General features: G+C 72.9%; 10 protein-coding genes. 4 read left to right on the top strand and 6 right to left on the bottom strand.

The window, feature by feature from the left end; all coding sequences use genetic code 11:
• Positions 1-57 precede the first annotated feature (57 nt).
• The 3 genes from HCJ93_RS01645 (at position 58) to HCJ93_RS01635 (ending at position 5,238) form a co-directional block, all read left to right on the top strand.
• Positions 58-603, top strand: coding sequence for a hypothetical protein (locus HCJ93_RS01645; protein ID WP_167990363.1), 546 nt, complete (start codon positions 58-60; stop codon positions 601-603).
• A gap of 342 nt (positions 604-945) precedes the next feature.
• The gene (locus HCJ93_RS01640) at positions 946-3,684 is read left to right on the top strand and encodes a SpoIIE family protein phosphatase (RefSeq protein WP_206316644.1); all 2,739 of its coding nucleotides are present in this window, start codon (positions 946-948) and stop codon (positions 3,682-3,684) included.
• Positions 3,685-3,873: 189 nt separating this feature from the next.
• On the top strand, positions 3,874-5,238 hold the full coding sequence (locus tag HCJ93_RS01635) for an FAD-dependent oxidoreductase (RefSeq protein WP_167990359.1): 1,365 nt from the start codon (positions 3,874-3,876) through the stop codon (positions 5,236-5,238).
• A 96-nt stretch (positions 5,239-5,334) separates the two neighbouring features.
• Here the strand turns inward: HCJ93_RS01635 and HCJ93_RS01630 are convergent, their stop codons facing one another.
• Entirely contained in the window at positions 5,335-5,742 is a 408-nt protein-coding gene (locus tag HCJ93_RS01630; protein ID WP_167990358.1) for a DUF3224 domain-containing protein, read from the bottom strand.
• Between the two features lie 108 nt (positions 5,743-5,850).
• Here HCJ93_RS01630 and HCJ93_RS01625 point away from each other — a divergent pair, with 108 nt between their 5' ends.
• Complete coding sequence (locus HCJ93_RS01625; protein ID WP_167990356.1) at positions 5,851-6,351, top strand: lamin tail domain-containing protein; 501 nt, start codon at positions 5,851-5,853, stop codon at positions 6,349-6,351.
• 31 nt (positions 6,352-6,382) lie between these two features.
• Here HCJ93_RS01625 and HCJ93_RS01620 read toward each other — a convergent pair whose 3' ends face one another.
• The 5 genes from HCJ93_RS01620 to HCJ93_RS01600 form a co-directional block, all read right to left on the bottom strand.
• Positions 6,383-8,752 (bottom strand): glycoside hydrolase family 65 protein, encoded by a 2,370-nt coding sequence (locus tag HCJ93_RS01620; protein ID WP_167990354.1) that lies wholly within the window; start codon positions 8,750-8,752, stop codon positions 6,383-6,385.
• 376 nt (positions 8,753-9,128) lie between these two features.
• Positions 9,129-9,503 (bottom strand): roadblock/LC7 domain-containing protein, encoded by a 375-nt coding sequence (locus HCJ93_RS01615; RefSeq protein ID WP_167990352.1) that lies wholly within the window; start codon positions 9,501-9,503, stop codon positions 9,129-9,131.
• An 81-nt stretch (positions 9,504-9,584) separates the two neighbouring features.
• Complete coding sequence (locus tag HCJ93_RS01610; RefSeq protein ID WP_167990351.1) at positions 9,585-10,103, bottom strand: roadblock/LC7 domain-containing protein; 519 nt, start codon at positions 10,101-10,103, stop codon at positions 9,585-9,587.
• A 38-nt stretch (positions 10,104-10,141) separates the two neighbouring features.
• The gene (locus tag HCJ93_RS01605) at positions 10,142-10,918 is read right to left on the bottom strand and encodes a hypothetical protein (protein WP_167990349.1); all 777 of its coding nucleotides are present in this window, start codon (positions 10,916-10,918) and stop codon (positions 10,142-10,144) included.
• Complete coding sequence (locus HCJ93_RS01600) at positions 10,915-11,310, bottom strand: hypothetical protein (RefSeq protein ID WP_167990348.1); 396 nt, start codon at positions 11,308-11,310, stop codon at positions 10,915-10,917. Before HCJ93_RS01600 ends, HCJ93_RS01605 begins: the two co-directional genes overlap by 4 nt.
• Between the last annotated feature and the right edge of the window lie 334 nt (positions 11,311-11,644).

Raw genomic sequence — 11,644 nt, 5'->3', positions numbered from 1 at the left:
GGCCGGCCGACCGTACCCGCCCACCTGACACGACTGCCGCGGAAAGGCACCCACGCCATGCGCAGCGCTTCGACGGAACAGCCGAGCAGCGAGCGCCCCGTGCGCCACGCTCCCCCCACCGGAGTCGCACGGGCCACGCCCCTTGCGGCACTGTCCCGAGTGCCGTGGGCCGAGATCCAGGACTCCACCGGATCGGCGGCGGCCATCCCGCTGCTGCTCAACGGCATCGCCTGGGGCGACGCCGACACCGCCCGGGCCGCTCTGGAGGATCTGCGGCGCCGGATCTGCCAGTACGGATTCGTGGTGGAGCAGGCGACCGCCGCCACCGTCCCCTTCCTCTGGGAGCTGGCGCAGCTCCCGCACGTCACCGTCCGCCCCCAGATCATCCAGCTGCTGAAGGCCATCGCCGACGCCCGGCAGTGGGAGAGCACCGCGGCCGCCTACCCCAAGCTGCTCAACCACCGGGAGAACCCGGTGGCTTGGGAGCGCGCCGCGCGCCAGGCCGTGCGGGCCCGCGCCGGCGACCTGGACCGGCTCCTCGAGGAGGCGGACACGGAGGTCGCCCGCGCCACCACGGAGCTGGCGCACGCGCTGGCGCGGTGACATCCGGGCGGACGGCGCGGAACTGACCCCCTCAGGAATTTCTCAGACCTTCCACGAGGGTGCGCGGAGCGGGGGACGATCCGCGCGCAGGGGGGGGAGGCCGTGCGCGGCCGGCTGGTCACCGGCCGCGCACGGCCCGAGAGCCGTCGCCCCGCAGGCATCCACGTCCGCGGACCCGGGCACCCCGCAGGCACACATGTCCACGGACCGGCGCCCGGCGGCGCGGGGGCGCCCCGCGCATGTCCCCCCGCGCATGTCCCGAGGTCACGGAGCAGGCAGCTCCGGAGATCATGGAGGGTGGCGCCCCTCGCCTCGGATCGCGCGGCAGTGTAGACATGGCACATGGTCCGACTCATGGGTCGCTCCAGGGACCGGTCGCCCCGGCGGCCCGCCGCGGTGGCCGCGCAGCGGGGGCGAGGCGGTGACCGGCGGCGGTGGCATCCTGTGGCGGGGCTGCGATCGGTGCTGAGCGGGCGCAGCGTCGCCGGCCAGGTGTTCGTCCTGCATGTGGTGATCGTGGTGCTGCTGGTCGCGGCCGCGGTCGTGGCGCTGGTGCTCCAGGTGAGGCGGGACAGCATCAACGAGGCCCGCAGCCGCTCCCTGGCCGTCGCGGAGACCTTCGCCAACTCTCCGGGCATCGTCGAGGCGCTTCAGTCGCCCGACCCGACGGCCGTGCTGCAGCCGGAGGCCGAGGCCGTGCGCAAGCAGGCGAAGGTCGACTTCGTGGTGGTGATGGACACCGCCGCCATCCGCTACACCCATCCGCGCCCGGACCGGATCGGCAAGCGGTTCGTGGGCACCTACGCGCCCGCGCTGCGGGGCGAGCCCGTGGTGGAGCAGATCGAGGGCACCATCGGCGAGCTGGTGCAGGCCGTGGTCCCCGTGAAGAACGAGGACGGCACGGTCGTGGGCCTGGTGTCCGCGGGCATCACCACGGAGCACGTCGGCGGTGCCGCGAACCACCAGCTGCCGCTGGTGCTGACCGCGGCGGGTGTGGCGCTGGCCCTGGCCACGGCCGGAGCCGCCCTGGTCAGCAGGCGGCTGCTGCGCCAGACCCACGGGCTGGGCCCGCACGAGATGACCCGGATGTACGAGCACCACGACGCGGTGCTGCACGCCGTGCGGGAGGGCGTCGTGATCGTCGACGGGGACGGCACCCTGATGCTCGCCAACGACGAGGCCCACCGGCTGCTCGGGCTCCCGGCGGACGCGGAGGGGCGGCAGGTGGCCGATCTGGGTCTGGATCCGGCCACCGCGGAGCTGCTGTCGTCGCGGCGGATGGCCACGGACGAGGTGCTGCTGGTCGGCGACCGGCTGCTGGCGGTCAACCAGCGGCCCATCGACCGGTCCGACGGACCGCCCGGCAGCGTCGCCACGGTCCGCGACTCCACCGAGCTGCGGGCCCTGTCCGGCCGCGCCGAGGAGGCCAGGGAACGGCTGGACATGCTGTACGACGCCGGGGTGGCCATCGGCACCAGCCTGGACGTCACCCGTACGGCGGAGGAGCTGACGGAGCTGGCGGTGCCGCGGTTCGCGGACTTCGCCACCGTGGACCTGTTCGAGGCGGTGCTGGCCGGCGGCACACCGGACGCGGCCAGCTCGATGCGCCGTGCGGCGATGACCGGGATCCGCAAGGACGCCCCGTTGTATCCCGCGGGCGAGACCATCCGGTTCGTGGACTCCTCGCCGCAGGGACGCAGCCTGGCCGGCGGCCGGGCGGTGCTGGAACCGCACCTCGCGGAGGCACCCGGCTGGCAGGCGCAGGACGCCGAACGCACCGCGCAGGTCGTCGAGTACGGCATCCACTCGCTGATCGCCGTGCCGCTGCGGGCCGGTGCGACGACGCTGGGCGTGGTGAGCTTCTGGCGCTCCGGGCAGTCGCGGCCGTTCGACACCGAGGAGGTGGCGCTGGCCGAGGAGCTGGTGGCGCGGGCCGCGGTGTCCATCGACAACGCCCGCCGCTACACCCGTGAGCACAACATGGCGGTGACGCTGCAGCGCAGCCTGCTGCCGCGGACCCTGCCGGAGCAGAGCGCCCTGGAGATCGCCTACCGCTATCTGCCGGCGCAGGCCGGGGTGGGCGGCGACTGGTTCGACGTGCTGCCGCTGTCGGGCACCCGGGTGGCGCTGGTGGTGGGCGACGTCGTCGGCCACGGACTGCACGCGGCGGCCACCATGGGACGGCTGCGCACCGCGGTCCACAACTTCTCGGCCCTCGACCTGCCGCCCGAGGAGCTGCTGGGCCTGCTGGACGAACTGGTCGGGCGGATCGACCAGGACGAGGCGCAGGAGGAGCACAGCGCGCCGGTGACCGGGGCGACCTGTCTGTACGCCGTCTACGACCCGGTGACCCGGCGCTGCACCGTGGCCCGGGCCGGTCATCCGCCGCCCGCGCTGATCCGTCCGGACGGCAGCGTCGAGTACCCGGACGTGCCCGCGGGGCCGCCGCTGGGGCTCGGCGGGCTGCCGTTCGAGACGGCGGAGCTGGAGCTTGCCGAGGGCAGCCGGCTCGTGCTGTACACGGACGGGCTGGTGGAGGACCGCACCCGGGACATCGACGTGGGTCTGGAACTGCTGCGCGAGGCGCTGTCGCGGGCCGGGGACTCGCCGGAGGACACCTGCAGGGCGGTGCTGGAGGCGCGGCGCCCGCGGCGGGCCGGTGACGACATCGCGCTGATCGTGGCGCGCACCCGGGCGCTGCCGGCGGACCGTATCGCGGAGTGGCCGGTGCCCGCCGATCCGGCGGCCGTGGGCCAGGTCCGGGCGGCGGTGCTGCGCAAACTGGCCGAGTGGGACCTGGACGAGCTGGGCTTCACCACGGAGCTGATCCTCAGTGAGCTGGTGACCAACGCGATCCGGTACGGCGGCAGCCCCATCCGGGTGCGGATGCTGCGCGACCGGCAGCTGATCTGCGAGGTCTTCGACGGCAGCAGCACCTCGCCGCATCTGCGCTACGCCACGATGACGGACGAGGGAGGGCGGGGCCTGTTCCTGGTGGCGCAGCTCGCCGAGCGCTGGGGCACCCGTTATCTGCCGGCCGGCAAGGTCATCTGGGCGGAGCAGACGATTCCGCAGTCGTGAGCGTCCGGGAGGGTCGTGAGCGTCCGGAAGCACCAGCACCCGGAGCCGCGGACGCCGAGCCATAAGCACACCGGGGGACACGCCATAAGCGAGCCTTATGGGCTCATAGAACGGACCCGCGTACCGGGTTAGGCAAGCCTTAATTTAGGCTCGGGCGAGTCGCTGTCCTCGCTCGAAGGGAAACTGACCATGCCCCGCCCCCTGCGGGTCGCCATCGTCGGATCCGGCCCCGCCGGGATCTACGCCGCCGACGCCCTGCTCAAGTCCGACACGGCCGCCGAACCGGGCGTGTCCGTCGACATCTTCGAGCGCATGCCGGCGCCGTTCGGTCTGATCCGGTACGGCGTGGCCCCCGACCACCCGCGGATCAAGGGCATCATCACCGCCCTGCACCAGGTCCTCGACAAGCCGCAGATCCGTCTGTTCGGCAATGTGGAGTACGGGACCGACATCCACCTCGACGACCTGCGTGCCTTCTACGACGCGGTGATCTTCGCGACCGGCGCGATGGCCGACCGCGCGCTGCCCGTACCGGGCATCGACCTCGAAGGCTCCTACGGCGCCGCCGACTTCGTCTCCTGGTACGACGGTCACCCGGACGTGCCGCGCACCTGGCCGCTGGAGGCCGAGAAGGTGGCGGTGCTCGGCGTCGGCAACGTCGCGCTCGACGTGGCCCGCATCCTGGCCAAGACCGCCGACGAACTGCTGCCGACGGAGATCCCGCCGAACGTCTACGACGGGCTCAGGGCCAACCGGGCCAAGGAGATCCACGTCTTCGGCCGCCGCGGCCCGGCGCAGGCCAAGTTCAGCCCCATGGAGCTCAGGGAGCTGGACCACTCCCCCAGCATCGAGGTGATCGTCGACCCCGAGGACATCGACTACGACGAGGGGTCGATCGCCACCCGGCGCGGCAACAAGCAGGCCGACATGGTCGCCAAGACCCTGGAGAACTGGGCGATCCGCGACGTGGGCGACCGCCCGCACAGGCTGTACCTGCACTTCTTCGAGTCGCCGGTGGAGATCCTCGGCGAGGACGGCCGCGTGAGGGGCCTGCGCACCGAGCGCACCGCCCTGGACGGCACCGGCAACGTCAAGGGCACGGGTCAGTTCAAGGACTGGGACGTCACCGCCGTCTACCGCGCGGTGGGCTACCTCTCCGACCAGCTGCCCAAGCTGCCGTGGGACATCGAGTCCGGCACCGTGCCGGACGAGGGCGGCCGGATCATCGGCGACACCGGCGAGCCTGTGCAGTCGGCGTACGTCACCGGCTGGATCCGGCGCGGCCCGGTGGGCCTGATCGGGCACACCAAGGGCGACGCGAACGAGACGGTGGCCAACCTGCTCGCCGACTTCGCCGACGGCCGGCTGCACACGCCCGCCTCCCCCGCCCTCGAGGCCGTGGACGCGTTCCTCGCCGAGCGGGAGATCCGCCACACCACCTGGGACGGCTGGTACCGCCTGGACGCCGCCGAGAAGGCGCTGGGCGAGCCGCAGGGCCGCGAGCGGGTGAAGATCGTCGAGCGGGAGGACATGCTGCGCGCCAGCGGCGCATGAGCCGCCGGCCCGCCGGGCGCGGGTCGCCGTCGGGCGCCGCGTGCGGACCGCACCTGGTCCGCACGCGGCGCCCGCTGCCGTCGACGGGCCGGCGCGTCAGCCGAGTTCGTAGTCGAGCCAGATCCGGTGGGTGCCGTCCGCCTCGACGGCGATGCCGCCGGTGCCGGTGATCCCGGCGAGTTCGCCGGTGCCGCTGGCCGGGACGATCCTGAGCAGCTCCGCGCTGCGGTCGCTGCCGGTCGTGGACGCCGAGTGCACGAAGTTGAAGGCGCCCGATCGGCCGCCCACCGAGCCCTCGAAGGACTCCATCGCGACATAGGTGCCGACGCCTGCCTCCTGGTCGTAGGCGGAGGTGAACACGGTCGCCGCGCGGCCCGCGATCTCGCCCTCGAAGCGCTTCTCCATGGTGGCCACGCTCACGGGCAGAGCCGTGGTCACGGCGGGGTCCGCCTTGATCCCGGCCGGCACGAAGGACTGGACGGTGAAGGTTCCCGAAGCTCTCATGGGCCGACCGTAGCGTTCGGGTCCGACAACGCTCCTGCGTTGTGTACGATCACCCTTCACAGAAACGCCACATACCCTTCACGCAAGGGCCATGCAGGGGGGAGATTCATGCGCATACGCACTGCCGCAGTGGCCGCCACCGCGATCACGGGCGCGCTCGCCGCGCTCACGGCCGCTCCGGCGCAGGCCGCCGAGTACAGCTCCGCGCTGAAGGTCCGGGGCATCCAGTACGACGCGCCGGGCAAGGACGACAACAGGTGCTCCGGGGGCAACACCCACAAGGAGTATCTGACGATCAAGAACTACTCGAAGTCCTCGACGGTCAACCTCAAGGGATACGTCGTCAAGGACGCCGCCGGGAACCGGTTCAAGTTCACCAGGAACCACTACCTGCAGCCCGGCGACTATGTGCGGCTGCGCGGCGGCCGCGGTACCGACTCCGACGCCAAGAACGTCGTCTACCGCAACAACTGCAATTTCATGTGGAACAACGAGCCCGGCGACACCATCTACGTGTACAAGCCGAGCGGCGCCCGGGCCGACGTGCACAAGTACACCAAGTCCCGCGACGACCGGGACCGCAACGGATACATCACCTTCCACAAGTGACCCGGTTGCACGAGTGACCGCGCCGCGGCGTTCAGTCCGTGAGCGGCAGATGGCCCGTCTCCCCCGGCTGGAGGCGGGCCGTCCGGTCCGGCAGCCGCACGTCGATCGGCCCCGGCCCGCTCGCCGGTACCTCGATCTCCAGCCGGCCGCTCTCCAGCCGCAGCCGGACGCCCCAGTGCCCGTGGTAGCGGATGGTGAAGCCGTACGAGGACAGCTCCGGCAGCGGCACCGGGTTCAGGCGCAGCGCCCCGTTGCGGGTCTCCAGGCCGGGCAGCCCGCGCTGCACCAGGTCGAGGGTGCCGGCCATGGCGCCGAGGTGGATGCCCTCGCCGGTGGTACCGCCCTGGATGTCGGCGATGTCCCCCTGGAGCGCCTCCTGGCAGAACGCCCAGGCCTCGGCGCGCCGGTCGCGGGCGAGTACCCAGCCGTGCACCAGACCGCTGAGCGTGGAGCCGTGGCTGGTGCGGTGCAGGTAGTAGTCCACCGTGCGCCGCCAGATGTGCTCGTCCAGGCTGTGGCCCAGCCGTCCGAACAGCGCCTGCAGTTCGGCCGGTGAGAACAGGTAGCCGAGCATCAGCACGTCCGCCTGCTTGGAGGCCTGGTAGCGGTTGACGGTGTCCCCCTCGGCCTCCAGGATCCGGTCGAGCCGGCGGATGTCCCCGTACTGCTTGCGGTAGCCGTGCCAGTCGAGTTCCTCGAGGTCGCCGTAGCCCTCGAACTGGCTGATGACCCCGTCGTGGAACGGGATGTGCAGGGTGCGGGAGACCTCCTCCCAGTGGTCGAGTTCGCCGGCGTCCAGGCCGGTGCGTTCGTCGAGCTCCCTCCGCCGCGGCTCGGGCAGGGAGCGCAGCACGTCGATCGTGTGGGCGAGCACCCAGGCCGCGGTGACATTGGTGTAGGCGTTGTCGTCGAGGCCGGGGCGGTCCGCGTCGGGGTAGGCGTCGTGGTACTCGTCGGGGCCGACCACGCCCCGGATGTGATGGCGGCCCAGGTGCGGGTCGTACTCGGCGGCGTCCGCCCAGAAGCGGGAGATCTGCAGCAGCATCTCGGCGCCCTTGGTGTGCAGGAACTCGGTGTCGCCGCTGGCCTCGCAGTACTGCCACACGTTGTAGGCGATGGCGGAGCCCACATGGTGCTGCAGATGGGTGTGGTCGGGCATCCAGCGGCCCGAGCGCGGGTTCAGATGGAGCTGCTGGGTCTCCTCCCTGCCGTCGCTGCCGCTCTGCCACGGGTACATCGCGCCCCTGCGGCCGGCGTCGCGGGCGGCGGTGCGGGCCCGCTCCAGGCGCCGGTAGCGGTAGTGCAGCAGGGCGCGGGAGACCTCGGGGAAGTGCAGATTGAGGTAGGGCAGCACGAACAGCTCGTCCCAGAAGACGTGCCCGCGGTAGGCCTCGCCGTGCAGTCCCCGGGCCGGCACGCCGACGTCCAGATCGGCGGTGTGCGGGGAGAGCGTCTGCAGCACATGGAACAGGTGCAGGCGCAGGATGGTGCCCGCCTCGCCGGGGACGTCCAGCTCACCCCTGCGCCAGAGCTGGCCCCAGGCGGTGCGGTGCGAGGCAACCAGTGCCGCCCAGCCGTCGACCCGGCCCACCCGGTCCACGGCGGCGTGCAGGGGGTCGCTGATCGCCGGGTCGCGCGAGGTGTGCAGGGCGACCAGTTTGTCCACGGTGACGGTGTGGCCCGGGGTGAGGTGCAGCCGGGTGTGGTGGACGGCGCGCCCGTTGTCCTTGCGCATGCTGACGGGCGAGTCGGCGAGCAGCCGGGCGGCGAGCGCGATCCGGATGTCGGAGGTGCGGGTGCGGCAGCGCAGCCACACCGTGCCGGCATCGGCGATGCCGCTGTGCACATGGGTCAGGTGGCGGCCGTCGAGGTCCCGGTAGCGGGCGACGCCGGCGTTGGTGACGGTGCCGTCGAGTGCGGCCTCCACCTCCAGGGGGCCGGCATAGCGCTGGGCGGTGAACTCGGTACGAAGAGCGGCCATATGAGGGTCCGCCATGTGCACGAGCCGCTCCTGGCGCACCGTCAGGGTACGGCCCTCACCCAGGTCGTAGCGGGTCATCCGCTCGAAGAGTCCGGGGGCCAGGTGCAGGATCTCGCGGTGTTCGAGCACATCGGCCGTGTCGGGGGTGAGCCATGCCCCGCCGGGGAGGCGGAAGCGCAGCGGCAGCCAGTTCGGCAGGTTGACCATGTCCTCGTTCTCGACCCGCCGGCCGGCGACCCTGGAGGTGAGCCGGTTGTAGCAGCCGGCCGCATACGTCCCCGGGTAGTGCACCTCGTCGGCGGTGCACTCGGGCAGCGCTCCGCGAGTGGCGAAGTAGCCATTGCCCAGGGTGCACAGCGACTCCCTCAACCGCGCCTCGGCGGGGTCGTAGCCCTCGTACTCCCAGGTCCAGCCGGTCACGTCGACGCTCCTCCCGTCGGCGCCGCACCGAGATCCCGAGTGCGACGGTGTCGGCGCCCTGCCGCAGAGTCTGTCCCGGTGCCGTCCGGCGGCGGCGCGGCCCACGCCGAAGACGTGCGCGAACCGCCGGTACGGCTGACAGCTGCGCTCGAAGTACCCCGGAGGCGGGGCGGCACACGTCGGAGGCAGGGCACCGGCCGGTGATCGCGGACGCCGCCCGGGCGGACGAGCCCGTGATCGCGGACGCCTGTTCCGGAACCCTACCCGTCCGCCCCTGGCAGGCAAGGGCCGTCCGTCCCCTGGAGAACCGGGGGCGGGAGGAGGACACTGGGGGCAGGAGCGGCACCGATCCCCCGCGGTGCCGCTCCGTGCCCTGTCAGACCTCCAGGTCGGCCTCGATGCGGCGCAGCTGGTGGCGGGCCATCGCCAGGTTGGCCCGACCGGCGTCCAGGACCAGGTAGAGGAACAGGCCGTTGCCGCCGCGCCTCTTGAGCGGCCGGATCATGTGGTACTGGCTGCTCAGGGTGATCAGGATGTCGTCGATCTCCTCCTTGATGCCCAGGTGCTCCATGGTGCGCAGCTTGGACCGCACCACGTCGGTGTTGCCGGCCGCGGCCACCTCGATGTCGAAGTCCTTGCCGCCGCCCACCGAGCCGAGGGCCATGCCGCTGGTGTAGTCGACCAGTGCGGCGGCCGTGGCGCCGTCGATGGAGGCGAGGCACTCCTTGAGCGAGGTGTCGGTGTTGGCCATGGGTGACGTCCTTTCCGTCGGTTTCGGTGGTGGGTCCGGTCGCCCGGCGGTCCGGGCGACGGGTCGGGAAGATCCCGGGGTTCAGGCGCCGGGCTCGGGGCGGGGAGTCCGGGTGGGGCCGTTGTGAGGGGCGCGCACGGGGAGGGTGCCGATCCGGCGGGCCGGGTCCGGCTGCGGGGGCTGCCGCACGGCCGCCGCGCGGTCGGAGTGCCGGCCGCCGCCCGGACCGATGCGGGTGTCGACCAGCTCGGCGATCCGGGCCCCGCTGCGGCGGCCCTCGAGGTGGAGGCGGCCCACGTTCACGCGGTCGTCGGCGAGCAGGGTGAGCACGGCGGCGGTGCCTGCCGCGTAGGTCGCCACGTATCCCAGGGCGCCGCGCACCAGCAGCTCGCGGAACTCGCCGCGGGCGGCCGCGTCCGTCACCCGGTGGGCGACGCCGAGCGCGGCGGCGGTGAGCGCGGCGAGCCCCTCCGCCTCGGTGCCGGGCACGTCGTGGGCGAGGACGAGGCCGTCGACGGTGGCGGCGAGCGATCCGGTCAGCCGGGGTATGCGGGTGCGCAGCCGGCGCAGCTCGTCCTGCACATCGGTCTCGACGGCCATGAGCAGTCTCCTCTCGGCACGCTGCCGGCGTGCGCGGATCACAGTGCCTCCAAGGCGTCCAGGAGCCGTCGCAGCAGGGCTGTCTCGGGCTCGTCCCACGCGGCGCCGGGGGCGGCGGGGCCCCGAAGGGCGGCCGCGGGGCGCGGCGGCGCGGGGATGACCAGTCCGTCGGCGGCGAGACGGCGCAGCTCGACGAGGGTGTGGAAGGTGCGGCAGGCCAGCGCCGAGGCGATCTGGGCGGCGGTGCTGGCGCCGTCGACCAGGGCGAGCGCCCGGCCACGGCGCGGCGGCAGCTTCGTGCGCCCGGCGCCGGAGGTGCGGGCGAGGGGCGCGGTGTCGACGGCCGGGTCGGGCCAGATGCGCTGCAGCAGGGCCCGGCGCCGCCGGGACTCACGCAGCACCGCCGCCGCGGGCACGGGACGGACGGCGCCGAGCCAGTGCGCCACTCCGGGGCGGAAGCGGGCGGGCCGGTCGTCGTGGAGCAGGGCGAAGTAGGCCGCGTCGAACAGCGCGCCCAGGTGGCACAGCTCCAGGGCACCGGTGGTGAGGCGGCCGCGCTCCACCAGATGACGGCCGACGCGGCGCCGGACGCCGGCCCGCCGCACCGCCTCCCACCAGTTCTCCGGAGCGAGTGCGCCGCTGCGGGTGAGCAGCTCGCCCAGGGCGGGGCTCATGGCCGAGTCGGCGTGGACGACCTCGCCGGCCGCGAGATGGAGCACGCCGGAGGAGGTGGTGAGCACTCCGGTGGCGCCGTCCGCGGCGAGGCCGGCGAGCAGGGCCGGGGCGGTGGTGTGCGTGGGGGCGGCGGCCGTCATCCGAGCACCAGCCGGTCCGCCATCTCGGCCAGCCGGATGCGGGCGAGGGCGAGGTTGCCGTCACGCCGGTCGAGCCACAGGTACAGGAACACGGTGCTGTCGAACGGGGTGACGACCAGGCGCAGCAGCTGATAGGCGTCCGCGGTGGTGAGGATCAGGTCCTCGACGGTCGTCCCGCCGCTTGCTCCGCCACCGGATCCGGGCGCGAGGGTGGGGCTCTCCAGGGCGAGCCGGGCGAGCTCGGCGGTCTCCGCGGCCGTGGCCTCCGCGTCGCCGCCGGGTGCCTCGCCGACCGCACCCAGCGCGAGCCCGCTGATCCAGTCGGCCACCAGGGCGCCGCGTGCGCCGGGCAGTCGCATGGCTTCCAGCAGGCTCTCGTCGATTCCGGGCACGCCGGATCCCCCTCCTCGCACGGCTGTACCGCGAACGTGACGTCGAAGCTACGCTGCGTACTCGAGCGAGGTGAAGACTTTGGGGTTTTCCGGAGGAATATGCCTAAGAAGCAGACTTCCCCTGATACAATCCGCGCCTCTGGCGGCGGCGACCGTTCACATGCGAGCAGGGCCAACCCCGAAGCGGATGGTGGGCGGGCCCTGCTCGCGGAGCCTCATTCTGCGGAGCGGCCCCCGCGGGAGACCACGAGTGAGAGCACTCCAACACGTGCGCGCCGCGCACACCCCGCGCGCGTCATTGCCTCGCGCGCCGGGGGTTGCATCCGCCGGCGGG

This window comes from Streptomyces composti (assembly GCF_012034205.1).
GTDB classification, from domain to species: Bacteria; Actinomycetota; Actinomycetes; order Streptomycetales; family Streptomycetaceae; genus Streptomyces; species Streptomyces composti.
This window is presented reverse-complemented; position numbering and strand designations above follow the sequence as displayed.

What these genes read in the sequence shown, in the direction of transcription:
- HCJ93_RS01615 (WP_167990352.1), bottom strand. Translation starts at nt 9,503, where the DNA reads ATGGCCAACACCGACACCTCGCTCAAGGAGTGCCTCGCCTCCATCGAC.
- HCJ93_RS01610 (WP_167990351.1), bottom strand. Translation starts at nt 10,103, where the DNA reads ATGGCCGTCGAGACCGATGTGCAGGACGAGCTGCGCCGGCTGCGCACC.
- HCJ93_RS01630 (WP_167990358.1), bottom strand. Translation starts at nt 5,742, where the DNA reads ATGAGAGCTTCGGGAACCTTCACCGTCCAGTCCTTCGTGCCGGCCGGG.
- HCJ93_RS01645 (WP_167990363.1), top strand. Translation starts at nt 58, where the DNA reads ATGCGCAGCGCTTCGACGGAACAGCCGAGCAGCGAGCGCCCCGTGCGC.
- HCJ93_RS01640 (WP_206316644.1), top strand. Translation starts at nt 946, where the DNA reads ATGGTCCGACTCATGGGTCGCTCCAGGGACCGGTCGCCCCGGCGGCCC.
- HCJ93_RS01605 (WP_167990349.1), bottom strand. Translation starts at nt 10,918, where the DNA reads ATGACGGCCGCCGCCCCCACGCACACCACCGCCCCGGCCCTGCTCGCC.
- HCJ93_RS01625 (WP_167990356.1), top strand. Translation starts at nt 5,851, where the DNA reads ATGCGCATACGCACTGCCGCAGTGGCCGCCACCGCGATCACGGGCGCG.
- HCJ93_RS01635 (WP_167990359.1), top strand. Translation starts at nt 3,874, where the DNA reads ATGCCCCGCCCCCTGCGGGTCGCCATCGTCGGATCCGGCCCCGCCGGG.